20 protein-coding genes and 2 pseudogenes are annotated in these 19,978 nt (G+C 62.0%); 9 read left to right on the top strand and 13 right to left on the bottom strand.

Going from position 1 to position 19,978, the window contains the following annotated elements; translation table 11 throughout:
- Positions 1-105 precede the first annotated feature (105 nt).
- The 3 genes and pseudogenes from rimO (at position 106) to tsaA (ending at position 2,730) form a co-directional block, all read left to right on the top strand.
- A pseudogene (gene rimO, locus LN139_RS03435) lies at positions 106-1,433 on the top strand (30S ribosomal protein S12 methylthiotransferase RimO).
- Positions 1,434-1,561: 128 nt separating this feature from the next.
- The gene (locus tag LN139_RS03430) at positions 1,562-2,023 is read left to right on the top strand and encodes a DUF1456 family protein (RefSeq protein WP_236358709.1); all 462 of its coding nucleotides are present in this window, start codon (positions 1,562-1,564) and stop codon (positions 2,021-2,023) included.
- A gap of 2 nt (positions 2,024-2,025) precedes the next feature.
- The gene (tsaA, locus tag LN139_RS03425) at positions 2,026-2,730 is read left to right on the top strand and encodes a tRNA (N6-threonylcarbamoyladenosine(37)-N6)-methyltransferase TrmO (RefSeq protein ID WP_236358707.1); all 705 of its coding nucleotides are present in this window, start codon (positions 2,026-2,028) and stop codon (positions 2,728-2,730) included.
- Positions 2,731-2,775: 45 nt separating this feature from the next.
- Here the strand turns inward: tsaA and fpr are convergent, their stop codons facing one another.
- On the bottom strand, positions 2,776-3,555 hold the full coding sequence (gene fpr / locus LN139_RS03420; protein ID WP_236358705.1) for a ferredoxin-NADP reductase: 780 nt from the start codon (positions 3,553-3,555) through the stop codon (positions 2,776-2,778).
- 121 nt (positions 3,556-3,676) lie between these two features.
- On the opposite strand from fpr, the gene LN139_RS03415 reads away from it, so the two are divergent.
- Positions 3,677-4,603: a LysR family transcriptional regulator gene (locus tag LN139_RS03415; protein WP_236358703.1), complete on the top strand. Its 927-nt coding sequence runs from the start codon at positions 3,677-3,679 to the stop codon at positions 4,601-4,603.
- Between the two features lie 3 nt (positions 4,604-4,606).
- Here LN139_RS03415 and LN139_RS03410 read toward each other — a convergent pair whose 3' ends face one another.
- Together LN139_RS03410 and erdR are read right to left on the bottom strand one after the other, a co-directional pair.
- On the bottom strand, positions 4,607-4,969 hold the full coding sequence (locus LN139_RS03410) for a diacylglycerol kinase (protein WP_236358702.1): 363 nt from the start codon (positions 4,967-4,969) through the stop codon (positions 4,607-4,609).
- Positions 4,970-5,045: 76 nt separating this feature from the next.
- Positions 5,046-5,696 carry a response regulator transcription factor ErdR gene (gene erdR / locus LN139_RS03405; RefSeq protein ID WP_236358700.1) on the bottom strand — a complete coding sequence of 217 codons (651 nt, stop codon included), beginning with the start codon at positions 5,694-5,696 and terminating at the stop codon, positions 5,046-5,048.
- A 127-nt stretch (positions 5,697-5,823) separates the two neighbouring features.
- On the opposite strand from erdR, the gene LN139_RS03400 reads away from it, so the two are divergent.
- Complete coding sequence (locus LN139_RS03400) at positions 5,824-6,708, top strand: DMT family transporter (RefSeq protein WP_236358698.1); 885 nt, start codon at positions 5,824-5,826, stop codon at positions 6,706-6,708.
- Here the strand turns inward: LN139_RS03400 and LN139_RS03395 are convergent.
- Positions 6,675-7,412 carry a tRNA-uridine aminocarboxypropyltransferase gene (locus LN139_RS03395; protein ID WP_236358696.1) on the bottom strand — a complete coding sequence of 246 codons (738 nt, stop codon included), beginning with the start codon at positions 7,410-7,412 and terminating at the stop codon, positions 6,675-6,677. The genes LN139_RS03400 and LN139_RS03395 overlap by 34 nt on opposite strands.
- Positions 7,413-7,582: 170 nt before the next feature.
- Between LN139_RS03395 and LN139_RS03390 the strand changes: the two genes are divergently transcribed.
- Positions 7,583-7,987 carry a PA3611 family quorum-sensing-regulated virulence factor gene (locus LN139_RS03390; protein ID WP_236358694.1) on the top strand — a complete coding sequence of 135 codons (405 nt, stop codon included), beginning with the start codon at positions 7,583-7,585 and terminating at the stop codon, positions 7,985-7,987.
- A gap of 112 nt (positions 7,988-8,099) precedes the next feature.
- Positions 8,100-9,170 (top strand): LOG family protein, encoded by a 1,071-nt coding sequence (locus tag LN139_RS03385; RefSeq protein WP_236358692.1) that lies wholly within the window; start codon positions 8,100-8,102, stop codon positions 9,168-9,170.
- On the opposite strand, the gene recX is transcribed toward LN139_RS03385, so the two are convergent.
- The 3 genes from recX to LN139_RS03370 all read right to left on the bottom strand — a co-directional run bounded on the left by recX (position 9,167) and on the right by LN139_RS03370 (position 11,293).
- Positions 9,167-9,625 (bottom strand): recombination regulator RecX, encoded by a 459-nt coding sequence (recX, locus tag LN139_RS03380; protein WP_268944867.1) that lies wholly within the window; start codon positions 9,623-9,625, stop codon positions 9,167-9,169. The two genes, LN139_RS03385 and recX, sit on opposite strands and share 4 nt — an antisense overlap.
- A 15-nt stretch (positions 9,626-9,640) precedes the next feature.
- Positions 9,641-10,708, bottom strand: a complete 1,068-nt coding sequence (gene recA, locus LN139_RS03375) for a recombinase RecA (protein ID WP_236358690.1) — start codon at positions 10,706-10,708, stop codon at positions 9,641-9,643.
- A gap of 84 nt (positions 10,709-10,792) precedes the next feature.
- Positions 10,793-11,293 (bottom strand): CinA family protein, encoded by a 501-nt coding sequence (locus tag LN139_RS03370; protein ID WP_236358688.1) that lies wholly within the window; start codon positions 11,291-11,293, stop codon positions 10,793-10,795.
- 166 nt (positions 11,294-11,459) lie between these two features.
- Between LN139_RS03370 and mutS the strand changes: the two are divergent.
- Positions 11,460-14,032: pseudogene (gene mutS / locus LN139_RS03365) on the top strand (DNA mismatch repair protein MutS).
- 139 nt (positions 14,033-14,171) lie between these two features.
- Complete coding sequence (gene fdxA / locus LN139_RS03360) at positions 14,172-14,495, top strand: ferredoxin FdxA (RefSeq protein WP_236358686.1); 324 nt, start codon at positions 14,172-14,174, stop codon at positions 14,493-14,495.
- 325 nt (positions 14,496-14,820) lie between these two features.
- On the opposite strand, the gene rpoS is transcribed toward fdxA, so the two are convergent.
- The 6 genes from rpoS to ispF form a co-directional block, all read right to left on the bottom strand.
- A complete protein-coding gene (gene rpoS / locus LN139_RS03355; protein ID WP_236358684.1) occupies positions 14,821-15,822 on the bottom strand; it encodes an RNA polymerase sigma factor RpoS in 1,002 nt (333 codons plus the stop codon).
- A 108-nt stretch (positions 15,823-15,930) separates the two neighbouring features.
- A complete protein-coding gene (locus LN139_RS03350; protein WP_442964374.1) occupies positions 15,931-16,833 on the bottom strand; it encodes a peptidoglycan DD-metalloendopeptidase family protein in 903 nt (300 codons plus the stop codon).
- Between the two features lie 154 nt (positions 16,834-16,987).
- Positions 16,988-17,626 (bottom strand): protein-L-isoaspartate(D-aspartate) O-methyltransferase, encoded by a 639-nt coding sequence (locus LN139_RS03345; RefSeq protein WP_236358682.1) that lies wholly within the window; start codon positions 17,624-17,626, stop codon positions 16,988-16,990.
- A gap of 35 nt (positions 17,627-17,661) precedes the next feature.
- A complete protein-coding gene (gene surE / locus LN139_RS03340) occupies positions 17,662-18,411 on the bottom strand; it encodes a 5'/3'-nucleotidase SurE (RefSeq protein WP_236358680.1) in 750 nt (249 codons plus the stop codon).
- Positions 18,399-19,454 (bottom strand): tRNA pseudouridine(13) synthase TruD, encoded by a 1,056-nt coding sequence (gene truD / locus LN139_RS03335; RefSeq protein ID WP_236360245.1) that lies wholly within the window; start codon positions 19,452-19,454, stop codon positions 18,399-18,401. The genes surE and truD overlap by 13 nt, the downstream gene beginning before the upstream one ends.
- A complete protein-coding gene (gene ispF / locus LN139_RS03330; RefSeq protein ID WP_236358678.1) occupies positions 19,454-19,927 on the bottom strand; it encodes a 2-C-methyl-D-erythritol 2,4-cyclodiphosphate synthase in 474 nt (157 codons plus the stop codon). The genes truD and ispF overlap by 1 nt, the downstream gene beginning before the upstream one ends.
- Positions 19,928-19,978 lie beyond the last annotated feature (51 nt).

Below are 19,978 nucleotides of genomic sequence, written 5' to 3'. Positions count from 1 at the left end.
GCGCTCGCTAGAATTGCGCGCTTTTTGATCAGAGGCGCCCAGAGCGCCCACCAGGCACGCCCCAACTCAACGGTCGGCGGCCCGTATCCGATACCGAGGTTAGTCATGTCCACCACACACGCCACCCCGAAGGTTGGTTTCGTCTCGCTGGGGTGCCCCAAAGCCCTGGTCGACTCCGAACGTATCCTCACCCAACTGCGCATGGAAGGCTACGAAGTGGTGCCCACTTATCAGGGCGCAGACGTGGTGGTGGTCAACACTTGCGGCTTCATTGACAGCGCCAAGGCAGAATCGCTCGATGCCATCGGCGAGGCGTTGGCCGAGAATGGCCGGGTGATCGTCACCGGTTGCATGGGCGTTGAAGAAAACACCATCCGTGACGTGCACCCCAGTGTGCTGGCAGTCACCGGCCCGCAGCAGTACGAGCAGGTGGTCCAAGCCGTTCATGAGGTGGTGCCACCAAAGGCCGACCACAATCCGCTGATCGACCTGGTGCCACCGCAAGGCATCAAGCTGACTCCCGCCACTACGCATATCTGAAGATCTCCGAAGGCTGCAATCACAGCTGCAGCTTCTGCATCATCCCGTCCATGCGCGGCAAACTGGTCAGCCGGCCAGTGGGCGACGTGCTCGACGAAGCGCAGCGCCTGGTCAAGGCCGGGGTCAAGGAACTGCTGGTGATTTCCCAGGACACCAGCGCCTACGGCGTGGACGTCAAGTACCGCACCGGCTTCTGGAACGGCCAGCCGGTCAAGACCCGCATGACCGAGCTGTGCGAAGCACTGGGCAGCCTGGGCGTTTGGGTGCGCTTGCATTACGTCTACCCGTATCCGCATGTGGACGAAATCATCCCGCTGATGGCCGCCGGCAAAGTGCTGCCGTACCTGGACATCCCTTTCCAGCACGCCAGCCCCAAAGTGCTCAAGGCCATGAAGCGCCCGGCTTTCGAAGACCGCACCCTGGCGCGAATCAAGGCCTGGCGCGAACAGTGCCCGGAGCTGGTGATCCGCTCGACCTTCATCGTCGGCTTCCCCGGCGAAACCGAAGAGGACTTCCAGTACCTGCTCGATTGGTTGACCGAAGCGCAGCTGGACCGCGTCGGCTGCTTCCAGTACTCGCCTGTGGAAGGCGCACCGGCCAATGAATTGGCCGACCCGGTGCCGGACGACGTCAAGCAGGAACGCTGGGAGCGTTTCATGGCGCATCAGCAGGCCATCAGTGCCGCGCGGCTGCAACAGCGCGTCGGCCGCGAGATCGAAGTGCTGATCGACGAAGTGGACGAGCAAGGCGCCATCGGCCGCAGCTTCTTCGACGCCCCGGAAATCGACGGCAACGTCTACGTCGAGAGCAATCAGCCGCTCAAGCCTGGCGACAAGGTGCGTTGCCGCATCACTGAGGCCGACGAGTACGACCTCTGGGCTGAAACCCTCTAAACACCCGCCTCGGGCGAGCCCTGGCAGGGGCCGCCCGCACCGGCAGCCTGCCGTCCGGCTGCAAGCCGGATTCGCGCGGGCGCTTGCGCTACAATGCCCGCCCTACCCTTCGGCATACGACACTCTCGATGATCCACAACGATGTACTGCGCAGCCTGCGCTACCTGCTCAACATAAGCGACGGCAAGCTGGCCGATATCATTCGCCTCAGCGGCGGCCAGGTCACGGTGGCCGAACTGGGCCATTACCTCAAGAAAGAGGAAGAAGCCGGCTATCAGCGCTGCCCCGATACGCTGATGGCGCATTTTCTGGATGGCCTGGTAACTCACAAGCGCGGCAAGGACGAGAGCCGCCCGCCCCAACCGATCGTGGTGCCGGTGACCAACAACGATGTGCTCGAGAAACTGCGTGTGGCCTTCGAGCTCAAGGAAGACGACATCCGCCAGATCCTGGAAGCCGCCGGTTTCGCGGTATCCCGGCCTGAACTCAGCGCGTTGTTTCGCAAGGCCGGCCATGACAACTTCCGCCCTTGCGGCGACCAGCTGTTGCGCAACTTCCTCAAGGGCTTGACCCTGCGCGTGCGTGGCTGAGCATGGCCTATCAGGTCGAGCCGGTGGGCTTCATCCGCTCCTGTTTCAAGGAGAAGTTCGCCATCCCTCGCCAGCCCGCCTTGGCGCCGGCAGCACGCGGCACGCTTGAGCTGGTTGCACCCTACGACAACGGTGATGCCGTGCAGGGCCTGGAGCAAGTCAGCCATGTGTGGCTGCTGTTCATGTTCCATCAGGCGCTCGAGAGCAGCCCGCGGCTGAAGGTGCGCCCGCCGAGGCTGGGTGGCAACCGAAGCATGGGTGTGTTCGCCACCCGCGCCACCCACCGGCCCAACGGCATCGGCCAGTCGGTAGTGCGCCTGGAGCGCGTAGAGCCCGGGCGGCTGTGGCTCAGCGGCATCGACCTGCTCGAAGGTACGCCGGTGCTCGATATCAAACCCTATGTGCCTTACGCCGATCAGGTGCCGCAGGCCTTCAACGGCATGGCCGACGCACCGCCCGTGCTGATTCCCGTGCAGTGGGCAGGCGCAGCACTGGAGGCCGCACATGCACACGGCGAACGCCTGAAAGAACCGCTGGTGGCTCTGATCGAGCAATGCCTGGCGCAGGACCCCCGCCCCGCCTATCAAGCACCTGTGCCGGAGCGGCGCTACGGCGCTCGCCTGTGGGACGTGGACGTACACTGGCATTACCCCGAACCCGGGCTGATCCGGGTACTGGATATTGCCCTCGCCGTCATCCACCCCTGAAACGACATCGCCCGGCTTAGCCGGGCGATAGGTTTGAAGCGCGGGTCACTTCTCGACGAAGGCACGCTCGATCAGGTAATCGCCCGGCTCACGCATGCGCGGGGAGATCTTCAGGCCGAAGCTGTCGAGCACTTCGCTGGTTTCGTCGAGCATCGCCGGGCTGCCGCAGATCATGGCGCGATCGTCACGCGGGTTGATCGGCGGCAGGCCGATGTCGTCGAACAGCTTGCCGTTGCGCATCAGGTCGGTCAGGCGGCCAGCATTGCGGAAAGGCTCACGGGTGACGGTGGGGTAGTAGATCAGTTTTTCCTTCACCGCCTCGCCCAGGTACTCGTGCTCCGGCAGGACCTGGGTGATGAACTCTTCGTAAGCCACTTCGTTGACGTAGCGCACACCGTGCACGAGGATCACTTTCTCGAAGCGCTCGTAGGTTTCAGGGTCCTGGATGACGCTCATGAAGGGCGCAAGGCCAGTGCCGGTGCTGAGCAGGTAAAGATGCTTGCCCGGAGTCAGGTCGTCGAGCACCAGCGTACCGGTGGGCTTTTTGCTGATCAGCACTTCATCGCCTTCCTTGAGATGCTGCAGCTGGGAAGTCAGCGGGCCATCAGGCACCTTGATGCTGAAGAACTCCAGGTGCTCTTCCCAGTTCGGGCTGGCCACCGAGTAGGCGCGCATGAGTGGGCGGCCGGTCGGCTGCTGCAGGCCGATCATCACGAACTGGCCGTTTTCGAAGCGCAGGCCCGGGTCGCGGGTGCACTTGAAGCTGAACAGGGTGTCGTTCCAGTGGTGAACACTCAGAACGCGTTCGTGATTGAAGTTGCTCATTGACCGAAAACTCCGAAGAAAAGGCATGCGCCTGGTGCAGGCACGATTGCGCGGTATTCTAGCGGCGGCGACAATATCTGTTAAACGAATTATCAAGATATAGGTAATCGGTTATATAGATATGCGATTCACACTCAGGCAACTCCAGGTATTCGTGGCCGTGGCCCAGCACGAAAGCGTTTCGCGCGCAGCATCCCAGCTGGCGCTTTCGCAATCTGCCGCCAGCACTTCCATCACCGAGTTGGAGCGGCAATCGAGTTGCCAGCTCTTCGACCGCGCCGGCAAGCGGCTGAGCCTCAATGCGCTGGGGCATCAGCTTTTGCCACAGGCCGTGGCACTGCTCGACCAGGCCAAGGAAATAGAAGACCTGCTGGGCGGCAAGGCCGGTTTCGGTGCGCTGGCTGTCGGCGCGACGCTGACCATCGGCAACTACCTCGCTACCCTGCTGATCGGCAGCTACATGCAGGTACACCCCGAAAGCCAGGTGAAGTTGCATGTACAGAACACCGCTCACGTTGTGCAGCAGGTTGCGCATTACGAGCTGGACCTGGGGTTGATCGAAGGCGACTGCAATCATCCAGACCTGGAAGTACAACCGTGGGTCGCCGATGAGCTGGCGGTGTTCTGTGCCCCCTCCCATCCGCTGGCACAACACGGCCTGGCCAGCACCGAGTCGCTCACAGAGCAGGCCTGGATTCTGCGCGAGCAAGGCTCAGGCACCCGGCTCACCTTCGACCAGGCCATGCGCCATCACCGCTCGGCGCTGAACATCAGACTGGAGCTTGAGCACACCGAGGCCATCAAACGCGCGGTGGAGTCGGGGCTTGGGATCGGATGTATCTCTCGCCTGGCCCTGCGGGATGCGTTTCGCAGGGGCAGCCTGGTGGAGATCGCCACGCCGGAGCTGGACCTGAAGCGGCAGTTCTACTTCATCTGGCACAAGCGCAAGTACCAGACTTCAGCGATGCGCGAATTCCTTGAGCTATGCCGCACCTTCACTGCTGGAGCGCAGCGCAGCGACGAAATCGTGCTGCCGACCGTTGCGTAAGCTTCAGAGCAGAATGGTCGCCCAGACAATCGCAATCATGACCAGCGCCACGAATTGCGCAGCGCTGCCCATGTCCTTGGCGTTTTTGGAAAGCGGATGGCGTTCGAGCGAGATACGGTCGATGGCCGCTTCGATGGCCGAATTGATCAGCTCGACGATCAGCGCCAGCAAGCAGGCCATGATCAGCACTGCGCGCTCTACGCGAGTGACCGTTAGCAGGAAGCTCAGGGGCACCGGCGCAACATTGAGCAATACCAATTGGCGAAACGCTGCTTCGCCGGTGAATGCGGCACGCAGGCCGTCGAACGAATATCCAGCGGCATTGAAGATACGCTTGAGGCCTTTGTGGCCCTTGTAGGGTGACATGTGGCGGGAGCTCTGAAGGTCTGGGAAACGGCGCGCAGGCTAGCTCGGGCGCGGTCAAAAAACAGTGAAAGAGTGCTCAGGCCGGGCTGACCGATTCCATCTGCTGCAGCAGCAGTGCAGCCTGGGTACGGGTGCGTACGTTGAGCTTGCGGAAAATGGCCGTAACGTGCGCCTTGATGGTTGCCTCCGAGACGCTCAGCTCGTAGGCGATCTGCTTGTTGAGCAGGCCTTCGCAGACCATCGTCAATACCCGGAACTGTTGTGGCGTGAGGCTCGCCAGCCCTTCGCTGGCAGCGCGTGCCTCATCCGAGACCGGCACGGCTTCGAAGGCCTGCGGCGGCCACCACTGATCACCATCGAGCACGTTGCGCACGGCACTCTGGATGGTTTCAAGCGGGCTGGATTTGGGGATGAACCCGCTGGCATTGAACTCACGCGCCCGCACCACCACGCTGGCATCTTCCTGGGCCGACACCATCACCACCGGCACCTGCGGATACTGCCCGCGCAGCAGCACAAGGCCCGAGAAGCCATAGGCGCCAGGCATGTTCAGGTCCAGCAGCACCAGATCCCAGTCGGCCTTTTGCGCAAGGCACGCTTCCAGCTCGGCAATGCTGGCAGCCTCTACCAGGCTTGCCTCATTGCCCAGGCCAAGGCTCAACGCCTGGCGCAGCGCGCTGCGAAACAACGGGTGATCATCGGCAATCAGGATGTCGTAGGTGGCCATCGGCTGCGGGTCCTGTACGGGGCGGCGCCAAGCATGCAGGGGCCTGCCGGGGTGGTCAAGGTGCGCAGGCTCGGGCACAGTGTGCGCCACTATTGTGCCTTAAACCTGACGCGAGTACCCGCTTCGCATGCACCGCTCTACGTTGCGCACTGACGCGCTGATGCTGCTCACGGCGATGATCTGGGGATCGGCCTTCGTGATGCAGCAAAAAGCCATGGAACACATCGGCCCCTTTCTTTACTCCGGGTTGCGCTTCAGCCTGGGCGCATTGTGCTTGCTGCCCTTGGTACTGAAGGCGAAAACCGCGCCCGCGTTGCCAAAAAGTGGCAGCCGCTGGCCACTGCCAGGTGGCGCCGCCATGGGCCTGGTGCTGGCCTGCGGCATCAACCTGCAGCAGGTCGGGTTGCTATTCACCTCGGTGACGAACTCAGGCTTCATCACAGGCCTGTACGTGATCATCGTGCCGCTGCTGGGCCTGGCGTTTGGCCAAAGAGCCCACACAGGCACCTGGCTGGGGGCATCGGCTGCGGTGGCCGGCATGGCGCTGCTCAGCATTGGCGACGGTTTGAAAGTTGCCTGGGGCGACCTGCTGCAACTGGCGGGAGCTTTCGCCTGGGCCGGCCATGTGTTGCTCGTGGGCATGCTTGCCAACCGCCATGACCCGCTGCGCCTGGCGTTCATTCAGTTTGTGGTCTGCGGGCTGGTCAGCCTGCTGCTGGCGCTGATCCTCGAACCATGGGATGCCACCGCGATCCTGGTTGCTGGGCCTGCGCTGCTCTACGGCGGTGTCGTGGCCGTGGCGCTCGGTTTCACGTTGCAGGTAATCAGCCAGAAAGGCGCCCTACCCTCACACGCTGCAGTGATCTTTTCACTCGAGGCCGTGTTTGCGGCCATCGCGGGGGCAGTTTTTCTGGATGAAAGCCTGAGTGCCCGCGGCTACCTGGGCTGCGCACTGATGCTTGCCGGCATGCTGCTGGCTCAGCTTTGGCCCAGGCGCACCATCGCGGCCTGATCATCGGCCAGATGCTGGTGCAGTGCATCCTGCGGGTCGATGGGGCGTTGGTATTTGGCGGCCAGGTAATGCTGGCTGAAAGCATCGAGCCAGTGATCGAGGCGGTCAGCCACTTCCTCCTCACCGGCAAGGCCCAGGCACAGCGCGGCCACCTCGGCGGTGCAGAAGTGATCTTCACGCTTGGAGCGTCGCAGCCGATAGCGCGACAGCTGTTCCGGCGCCAGGCTCAGGACCGGAAAGCGATCCAGCCATGGGCTTTTACGAAACATCTTGCGAGCCTCTGGCCAGGTCGCGTCCAGCAACACGAACAGCGGCCTTTTACCGGGCGCTGGCGCTACCTGTTCGGTCACCCGCTCAGGGGCAACGAATTCGCCAGGGAACACAATGTAGGGTTGCCATTGCGGATCATCGAGCAGCGCAATAAGCGCCGGCGCCACCTCCGTACGCGACCAGGTAAAGGCATGCGTATCCTTGACTACGTCTGCAATCAGCCAGCCTGTGTTGCTGGGCTTGAGCGCCTCGATATCGTGCATCACCAGGCACACGCCCGCTTCGCCGTCGGCTACCGGCAACCATGGGCACAGGCAGTGGCTGTGCACCACACGGCAACGAGCGCAACGCGGGGCTTTCGAGCCACGCGCGATGAAGGGTTTGGAACTGCGCGCCAGGCGCTCATCGCGCAGGCGGGAAACGGCATGGGGCATGATCGGTCACGGCAAGCATTGCAGCGGGCGCGCAGCATAGCGCCCGCCACGCCGCTTGCCCACCTCCCCTGTGCCAGGCGGTGCAATGCCTGTACTCTGGGCGCATGTTGAACATCGTGCCTGCAGGCGGGTCCAACCCATCCGCGTTCGCTTCACCACAGGAGAGTTTCATGCTGCGTGTCACCCTGCCCTTCGCCGCCTTGCTGTTCGCCGCACCCTTGGCCACCTTCGGCGCATCCGCAGCCGACTACAACCTCAACCAGATGCTGCAGAAAGTGGCCAAGGAAAGCAGCGTCGGTACGCCGCGAGCGATCAACGAAGACATCATGGACATGGGCTTCACCGTGCAGGGCAAGGAACTGGTCGACCACCTGGCCGTTCAGCCCAGCCACGCTGCGCAGATGCGCGCCAACCCCCAGACCGTTTACCTGCAACTGGGCGCCAGTGTTTGCCGCGACCCCAGCTTCCGCAAGCTGATGGCGCAGGGCGCGATCATGCGTTACGACTTCTCCGAGTACAAAACCAAGAAACCCGTAGCGACCCATCGCTATACAGCGCAGGATTGCGGCATGTAATGCGCGGCACTCGCGCATCTGTAGTGAGAGTGAAAGCGTAGCTCACGTACGGAGCGGCTCGCGCTGGCGAGCTCAACCTGCGTGGTGCCAGCCCTGCATTCTGGAGGTTCGCATGCCCTATAAAGCCGATCCCCGCCTGGCGGAACACTTTCTGGCCCAAGGGCTGGAGATGGCCGAGCAGGTCGATGCCCAGCTTCAACAAGTAGCCCCCACCAGCCCGAACCTGGCCCTCTACCGCGATATGTTGCTTACCGTGCTGCGTATGGCGCAAGACGATCACAATCGCTGGAACGCCAAGATCACCTTGCAGACCCTGCGCGAGCTGGACCATGCCTTCCGAACGCTGGAGCGCTTTCGCCCACGCCGCAAGGTCACGGTATTCGGCTCGGCCCGCACTGTGCCCGACCACGCCCTTTATCTACAGGCCAGGGAGTTGGGCAGTGCATTGGCTGCTGCAGACCTGATGGTCATCACGGGGGCCGGCGGCGGGATCATGGCCGCTGCCCATGAAGGGGCTGGCCCTGCGCACAGCCTGGGCTTCAACATCGCCCTGCCTTTCGAACAACACGCCAACGCCACACTTGCTGGTAGCGAGCAGCTGCTGCCGTTTCACTTCTTCTTCATTCGCAAGCTGTTTTTTGTCAAGGAAGCCGACGCGCTCGTCCTCTGCCCCGGGGGGTTCGGTACGCTGGATGAGGCACTTGAGGTACTGACGCTGGTGCAGACCGGGAAAAGCCCGTTGGTGCCCATCCTGCTGCTGGATGAGCCTGGTGGCACTTATTGGGAAGGGCTTGAGGCGTTCATTCGCAATGAGCTGGAGGCCAAACGGTACATTCTGCCTACGGACCTCAGGTTGATCCGGCGGGTGACCGACCCGCAATCGGCTGTCGAAGAAATTGAGCGCTTCTATGCCAATTACCACTCGAGCCGCTGGCTGAATCGGCTGTTCATCCTGCGCCTGCGCCATGGCCTGAATGCGGTAGCGCTGGCCGGGCTGGGCGAGCACTTTGGCGATCTACTCACCAGCGGCACCTTCGAACAGCATGACCTGGCCAACTCGCCCACGCCTGACGAGCCAGAGCTCAGCCATCTGGTGAGGTTGTCATTTCACTTCACCGGGCGCGCTTATGGGCGGCTGAGGGAGCTGGTCGACTTCGTCAACCATCCTGAACACTGGGCTTAGTCGTCGATGGATCGGCCGCTGAGCAAGCGGCCGATCATTTCAAGCGAAAACCCTCGATAAGCCAGGAAGCGAGCCTGCTTGGCTCGCTCCTTTTGATCAGTGGGGAGTACCCCTGAAAATCTGCGCTGCCATAGCTCTTGCAAAAGCTCCGACCAGTCGATACCCGACTGCGCCAGCGCCTCGTTTATAGCGGCTTTTGCCAAGCCTCGTTGCAGCAACTCTTCGCGAATACGTGCCGGGCCATGGCCACCAGTGCTACGGAAGCGAATATAGGCTTCCAGGTACCGGGCCTCACTCAGCAGGCCTTCATCACTCAAGCGGTCAAGCGCAGCGGCCAGCAGTTCATCTGGCGCGCCGCGCTTGCGCAGTTTGCGTTCGAGTTCTACGCGCCCGTGCTCACGACGAGCGAGAAGGTCCATCGCCGCCCGCCGCACTGCGACGGGCGTGTCCAACACAGTCTCTGGCACGGCTTAGAAGTCGTTTTCCAGGCCAGCCATGTCGTCTTCCTTCTGAGCTGCGGCAGCGGCTTTCTTGTCGACGGGTGGCGTACCGTTGTTCAACAGCTTTTCGCGGATCTGCTTCTCGATCTCGGCCTTGACCTCGGAGTTTTCTTCAAGGTATTTGGCAGCGTTTGCTTTACCCTGGCCAATCTTGTTGCCCTTGTAGGCATACCAGGCGCCAGATTTGTCGACCAGGCCGTTGGCAACACCAAGATCGATGATCTCGCCGTTGAGGTAAATGCCCTTGCCGTACAGGATCTGGAACTCGGCTTGGCGGAAGGGAGGCGATACCTTGTTCTTGACGACCTTGACGCGCGTTTCACTACCGACCACGTCGTCGCCCTCCTTCACCGAACCGGTACGGCGGATGTCGAGGCGCACCGAGGCGTAGAACTTCAAGGCGTTACCACCGGTGGTGGTTTCCGGGCTGCCGAACATCACGCCGATCTTCATACGGATCTGGTTGATGAAGATGACCAGACAGTTGGCGTTCTTGATATTGCCGGTGATCTTGCGAAGCGCCTGGGACATCAGGCGAGCCTGCAGGCCGACGTGCATGTCGCCCATTTCGCCTTCGATCTCGGCCTTGGGTACCAGCGCAGCCACGGAGTCGACGATGATCACGTCGACCGCGTTGGAACGCACCAGCATGTCGGTGATCTCCAGCGCCTGCTCGCCAGTATCAGGCTGCGAGACCAGCAGGTCGTCTACATTGACGCCCAGCTTGCCGGCATACTCGGGGTCCAGTGCGTGCTCGGCGTCGACGAAAGCACAGGTAGCGCCAAGCTTTTGCGCCTGGGCGATGACCGACAGGGTGAGCGTGGTTTTACCCGAAGATTCCGGACCGTAGATTTCGACGATACGCCCACGTGGCAGGCCGCCGATGCCCAGCGCGATATCCAGGCCAAGCGAGCCGGTGGAAATAGCTGGAATGGATTGACGCTCATGGTCGCCCATGCGCATGACCGCGCCTTTGCCGAATTGGCGTTCGATTTGACCCAACGCCGCAGCCAAGGCACGCTTTTTGTTGTCGTCCATTAGACCCCTCTCGAATTCGATGACGGGGCGCGGCCCCGATAACTGTATAAGTAGCCAGTATTATACACAGTACAAACGCCTCGCCTACCCCTGCGCCGGATTTTCTCCCACTACCAGTCGCGACAGGCCTTCGAGTGCATGAATGACCGTTTGCCGGCGTACCGCTTCGCGGTCACCCTCGAAATAGCAGCGCTGCGCAACACAACCCTTGTCCCAGGCCCAGGCCAGCCATACAGTGCCCACCGGTTTGGCGTCCGAGCCACCGGCGGGCCCGGCCACGCCGCTGACCGCGACGGCAAATTGCGCCTGCGCGCGATCGCGGGCGCCCAGAGCCATGGCCTGGACCACCTCCTGGCTGACCGCTCCGACTGCGCTGAAAAGGGGTTCAGGCACACCCAGCTGAGCTGTCTTCTGCCGGTTCGAATACGTCACATAGCCGGCCTCGAACCAGGCCGAGCTGCCGGCTATGCGAGTGATGGCCTCGGCGATGCCACCACCTGTACAGGATTCGGCGGTAGTGACACTGGCCTGGCAGGCAAGCAGCTGCTCGCCAAGGCGAGCGGAAAGCGTTGAAACGACGTCCATGAAGGTTCTCCTGGAAATGCATTGCCGGGAAACGGCGGCAGTGACTTTCGCCGCCTGGCGCGAGGTTGTCCACGCCAGATACGCAACAGGCCTTTGCGGAAATTTGCTGTAGTATGACCGGCTCATTGACTGCCAACCCGCCGAGCAATCGAGCCAAGTTACTGAAATGTCTGACTTTTCCGCACACACCCCAATGATGCAGCAGTACTGGAAGCTCAAGCAGCAACACCAGGACCTGCTGATGTTCTATCGCATGGGCGACTTTTACGAAATCTTCTACGAGGATGCGAAAAAGGCCGCCAGGTTGCTCGATATCACGCTGACCGCGCGTGGGCAGTCGGCAGGGCAGTCGATCCCGATGTGCGGCATTCCGTTCCATTCGGTGGAAACCTACCTCGCCAAGCTGGTCAAGCTGGGCGAGTCGGTGGTGATCTGCGAACAGATCGGCGACCCGGCCACCAGCAAGGGCCCGGTGGAGCGCCAGGTGGTGCGCATCATCACCCCGGGCACCATCAGCGACGAAGCCCTGCTCGACGAGCGCCGCGACAACCTGATCGTCGCCCTGCTGGGTGACGAGCGCCTGTTCGGGTTGGCGGTGCTGGACATCACCAGCGGCCACTTCACCGTGCAGGAACTCAAAGGCTGGGAAACCCTGCTGGCAGAGCTGGAGCGTATCAACCCGGTCGAGCTGCTGATCCCCGACGACTGGCCGCAAGGATTGCCTGCCGAGAAACGCAAAGGGTCGCGGCGCCGCGCACCGTGGGACTTCGACCGTGACTCCGCGCGCAAAAGCCTGTGCCAGCAATTCGGTACGCAAGACCTCAAAGGCTTCGGCTGCGAAGGCCTGACGCTGGCCGTCGGTGCCGCGGGGTGCCTGCTGGCCTACGCAAAGGAGACCCAGCGTACGGCGCTGCCTCACCTGCGCGGCCTGCGCCATGAACGCCTGGACGACACCGTGGTGCTCGACGGCGCGACCCGGCGCAACCTTGAACTGGACGTGAACCTGGCAGGCGGGCGGGATAACACGCTGCAGTCAGTGGTGGACCGCTGCCAGACGGCCATGGGCAGCCGCCTGATCAGCCGCTGGCTGAACCGCCCGCTGCGCGACCTTAAAGTGCTTCAGGCGCGGCAGGGCTCGATAGCCTGCCTGCTCGATCAATACCGTTTCGAAAGCTTGCAACCGCACTTGAAGGACATCGGTGACGTCGAGCGCATCCTTGCGCGTATCGGCCTGCGCAATGCCCGCCCCCGCGATCTTGCAAGGCTGCGCGACGCACTGGCAGCGTTGCCAGAGCTGCAAAGCGCCATGGCCGACCTGGAAGCCCCTCACCTGGCTCAACTGGCGGCGATCGTGGGCACTTACCCCGACCTTACCCAGTTGTTGCAAACAGCGATCATCGACAACCCGCCGGCGGTGATCCGTGACGGCGGCGTGCTCAAGACCGGCTATGACGCCGAGCTCGACGAACTGCTGGCCCTGAGCGAAAACGCCGGGCAGTTCCTGATCGACCTGGAAGCCCGCGAAAAGGCGCGCACGGGCCTGGCCAACCTGAAGGTAGGTTACAACCGAGTCCATGGTTACTTCATCGAGCTGCCGACCAGGCAGGCCGAGAGCGCACCGGCCGACTACATCCGCCGGCAGACGCTCAAGGGTGCAGAGCGCTTTATCACACCTGAGCTCAAGGCATTCGAAGACAAGGCGCTTTCTGCCAAGAGCCGTGCGCTGGCCAGGGAGAAAATGCTGTATGAGGGCTTGCTCGAGAACCTGATCGGCCACCTCGCACCGCTGCAGGACACCGCAGCAGCGCTAGCCGAACTGGACGTGCTGGCGAACCTGGCTGAACGCGCGCTCAACCTCGACCTGAACCGGCCCGAGTTCATTGAGGAGCCCGGCATTCATATCGACCAGGGCCGCCACCCGGTTGTCGAGCAGGTGCTGACCACACCTTTTGTCGCCAATGACCTGGCCCTGGACGACGATACCCGCATGCTGGTGATTACCGGCCCGAACATGGGCGGTAAGTCGACATACATGCGGCAAACCGCGCTGATCGTATTGTTGGCGCACATCGGTAGCTACGTACCGGCAGCCGGTTGCCGGCTTTCGTTGGTCGACCGAATTTTCACGCGTATCGGCTCCAGTGACGACCTCGCCGGCGGGCGCTCGACCTTCATGGTGGAGATGAGTGAAACGGCCAATATCCTCCACAACGCCACTGACCGCAGCCTGGTACTGATGGACGAGGTGGGCCGCGGCACCAGCACGTTCGACGGCCTTTCACTGGCATGGGCCGCCGCAGAGCGGCTGGCGGCGCTGCGCGCGTTCACTCTTTCGCCACGCACTATTTCGAATTGACCGTGCTGCCGGACCACGAGCCGGTAGTCGCCAACGTGCACCTCAATGCCACAGAGCACAATGACCGCATCGTGTTCCTGCACCATGTGCTGCCAGGCCCCGCGAGCCAGAGCTATGGCCTGGCCGTGGCACAACTGGCGGGCGTGCCGGGCGACGTCATCACGCGCGCGCGGGAACATCTGGGCCGGCTTGAAACCGCCAGCCTGCCCAAAGATGCCCCTGTTGCACTGCCCAAGCCAGGCAAGCGGCAAGTACCCCATCAGAGCGACCTGTTCGCCAGCCTCCCGCATCCGGTCATAGATGCGCTGAGCCACCTGGACATCGACGGGCTCTCCCCGCGCCAGGCGATGGATTTGCTATATGCATGGAAGGCAAAGATCTAACGTGCAATTCCATTAGCTGCTAGAATCCCGCGCGGTCTTGGCGGGCCCTGGGCTATTAGCCGGGCTCAGCGACCAACGCCAGACCGCGCGGGCCCTGATACACGAGCGCCGCGTTTGCCGCCTGAGGAGAAAACTAGAAATGACCTTCGTCGTCACCGACAACTGCATCAAGTGCAAGTACACCGACTGCGTAGAAGTGTGTCCGGTGGACTGCTTTTACGAAGGCCCGAACTTCCTGGTCATTCACCCTGACGAGTGCATCGACTGCGCCCTGTGTGAGCCAGAATGCCCCGCGCAAGCCATCTTCTCGGAAGATGAAGTTCCGGATGACATGCAGGAGTTCATTGAAATAAACAAGGAACTCGCTGAAGTATGGACGAACATCACTGAGCGAAAAGACCCGCTGCCTGACGCCGAAGAGCATGATGGTGTGAAGGGCAAGGTCAAGGAATTGATCCGCTGAATTACCCAGGCTAAGGCGCATGAGCCGTGCCGTGCTGCTTTTGCAGGAAGGGGGTGAGCACTGCTCACCCCCTTTCTTTTCCACGTCCTTGTTGATCGTCCTGATCGTTCGCATCTTGCGAAATCCTGATGCACTCTTCCTTGAGTGCCTGTGCCCGTCCGTGAGCACAGGTCGAATAATACGGGATCAAATCATTCGCACAAGCGAGTGATTCTTTCAAAAAGCAACATGACGAAAGAATGACAATACATCCTGTAACTTCCCAACATAAATAGACAATAAAAAACCAGCTATTAACAAGCTGGTTTTTTTACTACCACGTTGATTATCGAAACAGGGACTCGCTGGACAACCCATTCTTCTCGAGAATCTCGCGCAAACGCTTGAGCCCTTCAACCTGAATCTGCCGAACACGTTCGCGCGTCAGGCCAATCTCAAGGCCAACATCCTCCAGCGTGCTGCTTTCATGGCCGCGCAAGCCAAAGCGACGGACCACCACTTCCCGCTGTTTGTCGGTGAGCTCGGACAGCCACTGATCGATGCTTTGCGACAGGTCGTCATCCTGCAGCAACTCGAACGGGTCGGTAGGGCGATCGTCAGTCAGGGTGTCGAGCAACGTTTTGTCAGAATCAGGCCCCAGTGATACATCGACCGAGGAGACCCTCTCGTTTAGGCCCAGCATGCGCTTGACCTCGCCTACCGGCTTTTCCAAAAGGTTGGCGATCTCTTCGGGCGACGGCTCGTGGTCGAGCTTCTGCGTGAGCTCACGGGCTGCGCGCAGGTAAACATTCAGCTCTTTGACCACATGAATCGGCAATCGGATAGTACGGGTCTGGTTCATGATGGCCCGCTCGATCGTCTGGCGGATCCACCACGTGGCGTAGGTTGAAAAGCGGAAGCCTCGCTCCGGATCGAACTTCTCGACAGCGCGGATCAGCCCCAGGTTGCCTTCCTCGATCAGGTCGAGCAGAGACAGCCCGCGATTGACGTAACGGCGCGCTATCTTCACCACCAGGCGCAGGTTGCTTTCGATCATCCGCTTGCGGCCTGCCGGGTCGCCTTTTTGGGACAAGCGCGCGAAGTGCACTTCCTCTTCCGGAGAGAGCAGTGGCGAGAAGCCGATTTCATTGAGGTACAGCTGCGTAGCATCCAGTGCCCGGCTGTAGTCGATGTACTTGTGCTGCTTGAGCGCACCAGCTTGCCTGTTCTTGGCACGGGCAGGCGCCGCAGGTTCTTCCTCCGACATCGTTTCCAGATCGATTTCGGCCTCCATCAGGAGTACCTCATCGTCGATGTCAAACTCCGGCGCTTCTTTGTTGAGAGCCATTGTTGTAATCCCTTGCTGAGTCCGACCTCAAGCCTCGCAAAGCGCTAACTCCGTGCGCATTGCGATGCCTGTCCCGATTACGTGATGGGCACAGGCAGGGAAGCAGTATCAGCGGCGCGGCAGGAATTGCAGTGGGTCGACAGGCTTACCCTGGCGGCGGATCTCGAAGTGCAGCTTGACGCGATCCGTTCCGGTGGAACCCATCTCGGCGATTGTCTGCCCGGCTTTGACCTGCTGCCCCTCCTGGACTAACAGCCTGCGGTTATGACCGTAGGCACTCACGTAGGTATCGCTGTGTTTGATGATCACCAGTTCGCCGTACCCCCGAAGGCCACTACCGGCGTAGACCACTGAGCCATCAGACGCTGCAAAAACAGGCTGTCCCAAATTTCCAGCGATATCAATGCCTTTATTCAAACTACCGTTTGAGGCAAATTTGCCGATCAATGTGCCATTGGAAGGCCACGTCCAGCCTGCCGCATTGCGTTCCCCAGCAGGCACGGGCACCGGTACGGGGGTGCTGGCCACTGGCTGCGATGGTGTAGGCACCGGCACCGCGCTGCCGCCGTTCGTCGGGGTATTCGAGTTAGGTTTACGAATGATCGTGGTTTTGAAGCCACCTGCCGAGGATGGCGCACTTTGGCTGGCCACTGTCGCCGGCGCGGTGGGCGAGACGACAGCGGGCGCTGCCCCCGCCGCACCGTCGAAACGCAACGATTGCCCCGGGTGGATCGTGTAGGGCTGAGGGATGTTGTTACGAGCAGCCAGGGCCTTGTAGTCCCAGCCATATCGGAAAGCAATGGAATATAAAGTGTCACCGCGTTTGACGGTGTACTGCCCGGTAGTGACCTGGGGGTTAGGATTGCTTGGCGCAGCCCCTCGATCGATCACCCGGACCCCGCTACTGGGAGAGCTGGAGCAACCGCCGAGAAGGCTGGCCATCGCCATCGCGGCTGCCAGGAGCTTTACTGCGTGAAAACCGGCTGGCTGCCGAAGGAATGTCGGGCTCACCCACTGCTCCCTTTTGTGGTGTCGAAAAAAGTGCCGGCATTATAACCGAGCAGCAACGCGCTACGGCTCACGGTGTGAAATATCTTCGCAAACAAGTGCTTGGCAAGACAGCCTGGCGCGCCTGTTGTGACCGGTATGCCAGCCGGGAATTCCCCTAGGCGAGCGGGCCATTGAGCAGCGGCACAAAACGTACGGCGCCCAATGGATGGCGGGTGAAGCTGCCGTCCTCCTCGCGGATGATCAACAGCAACTGTTGCAACTCACCCGCCCCCACCGGGATCACCATGCGCCCACCTGGCGCAAGCTGGTCAAGCAAGGCCTGCGGCACATCGGCTGCCACCGCCGTCACGATGATGCCGTTGTAAGGCGCAAGCGCCTGCCAGCCCTCCCAGCCATCGCCCCAGCGAAAGACGACGTTACGCAGGCTCAGTGCCTGCAGGCGCTCCTTGGCGCGGTCCTGGAGGACCTTGATGCGCTCTACTGAAAATACTCGCTCCACCAGTTGCGCCAGCACGGCGGTCTGGTAGCCCGAACCGGTACCGATTTCCAGGACTTTGTCCAGCGGCCCGGCGGCCAGTAGCAGCTCGCTCATCCTTGCAACCATCCAGGGCTGGGAGATGGTCTGGTTGTTGCCGATCGGCAGCGCCGTGTTTTCGTAAGCCCGGTGTGCCAGCGCCTCATCGACGAACAAGTGGCGAGGGATGCGCCTGATAACGTCCAGCACACGGCTATCGGCGATGCCTTCCTCATGAAGGCGCTGGATCAGCCGCTCACGGGTCCGTTGCGAGGTCATGCCGATTCCATGGTGCATCTCGTCGCGCCCTCGCATCAGTGCAGCGCCTCCAGCCAATCGGCGAGCGCCTCGAAGGCCGGGTTGAACGTGCGGTCGAGCTGCATGGGCGTGACCGAAACGTAACCTTGCATCACCGCATGGAAATCCGTGCCCTCGCCGCCATCCTCGGCATCGCCGGCAGCGGCGATCCAGTAACCGCCCTTGCCGCGCGGGTCGACCACATAACTGGGTTGCGCGGCCTTGGTGCGATGGCCCAGGCGCGTCAGGCGCAACCCGCGGATGCGCTCCAGCGGCAAGTTGGGCACATTGACGTTGACGACGGTGCGCGGCGGCAGGGCCAACACCGGATGTGCCTCGATCAGGCGGCGGGCGTACCAGGCAGCACTGGCGAGGTGTTCAGGCTGGCGCGAGACCAGCGAGAATGCCCAGGAGACACCACCCAGAAATCGCCCTTCCAATGCTGCGGCGACGGTACCGGAATAGATCACATCGTCGCCCAGATTCGCACCCAGGTTGATACCCGACACCACCACTTCAGGCGGTTGCTCCAGCAGGCCGTTGATGCCGAGGTGAACGCAATCGGTCGGTGTGCCATTGAGGCTGATGAAGCCGTTTTCCAGCGTGCGAGGGTGCAGTGGCCGGTCGATGGTCAGGGCGCTGCCGCAGCCGCTTCTGTCCTGGTCGGGTGCGATCACCGCGCACTGGGCGAAATCCGCCAGCGCGCCGTGGAGCGCGGCGATGCCGGGGGCGTTCACCCCGTCGTCGTTGGAAATCAGAATACGCATGGGCTGTCCGTCTGCCCCGCTTCCGTGTCGAACAGCTCGCGCACTACGGCAGTGGCGAAGCACCCGGAAGGCAGGACGAAATCCAGTTGCAGAATGTCAGGGACGGGATAATGCCATGACAGGCGGCCTATGGGCAGCCGCAGAATGCGACGTTCGTGTGCCAGGCCTGCTTGCGCAAGCCATTGACACAATAAAGGCTGCTGCGCGCCGATCGCAGCTTCCAGCTCAGCGGCGTGGCCGGCAGCAGGGCTCTGCCCCTCGCCCCATAACGGCCCGGTCGGGTGCAGGTCCAACTGCGCCAGGCGCGGGTCCGAGCACTCGGCGACGCCGGCGGGGAAGAAACTGCGGCTGTCGGTGAAGGCCAACAGGTCGCCCTCCTGCGCCTGATACCAGGAACCCTCGGCAACACGCGCTGCCAACGCCTGGTTGAACAGCCACGAGCGCGCGCTCGAGAGCAACCTCGAACGGACGTTGCGCTGTTCAGGCAACTTGCCGCCTGCGGCGTAATGCAGGGCCTGTTCCACATTGCCGCCCTGATAACCGAACCGCTGCAGGCCGAAGTAATTCGGAACGCCCTGATCACGCAATTGGCAAAGCCTGGCCTCGATTTCCTGCTGCGGCACACTGATATCGCGCAGCCGCAGGCGAAAACCGTTGGCCGAATGCGCGCCGCGTTGAAGTTTGCGCCGATGGCGCTTGCGCTCGAGGATGCGCAGGCTGTCGCCCTCGGCAGCAGCCAGCTCAGGGTCGGCCTTGCCGGGCAGATGCAGGCTGAACCACTGGCGCGTCAGCGCCTGGCGATCCTTGAGGCCCGCATAGCTGACCAGCCTGGCAGGTACGCCGGCCGCCCGGGCCAGCCGCTTGGCAGCTTCTTCGGTATTGAGCTCACGCTTTTCGACCCACAGCCACAGGTGCTCGCCTTCGCCGTCGAGCGGGATGTCGAGCACCTCGTCGACCTGGAAATCCTCGGCGCTGGCCTTGAGCGTCGCACGGCCCAGCGCCTCGCCATGGGCACGCGGGCCCAGCAAGAGATCGTCGCTGATCATGCAGGCAGCAGCAGCGCCACGGCGTGCACCGCGATGCCTTCCTCACGCCCGGTGAAGCCGAGCTTTTCGGTGGTAGTGGCTTTTACATTCACCTGATCGAGCGCAACGCCAAGATCTTCTGCGATGCGCTCACGCATCTGCTCGATGTGCGGGGCCATTTTCGGCGCCTGAGCGATGATCGTGGCGTCGACGTTACCGACCTGCCAGCCCTTGCCACGCACCAACGCCACCACATGGCGCAACAGCGCGCGGCTGTCGGCACCCTTGAATTGCGGGTCGGTGTCGGGGAAATGGCGGCCGATGTCGCCCAGCGCCACAGCACCGAGCAAGGCATCGCTTAACGCGTGCAACAGCACATCGCCGTCGGAATGGGCCACCAGCCCGCGGGTGTAGGGAACCTGCACCCCGCCCAGGGTGACGAAGTCGCCCTCGCCGAACCGGTGCACATCGTAGCCATGGCCTATACGCATGAATGAAAACGCCCTGATGAAGACAGGGCGTGGATTCTACCTGCTTTGCTC

It is taken from the genome of Pseudomonas sp. KNUC1026, from assembly GCF_021650705.1.
Classification (GTDB): domain Bacteria; phylum Pseudomonadota; class Gammaproteobacteria; order Pseudomonadales; family Pseudomonadaceae; genus Aquipseudomonas.
The sequence above is the reverse complement of the archived record's forward strand: the minus strand, read 5'-3'. Positions and strand labels throughout refer to the sequence as shown.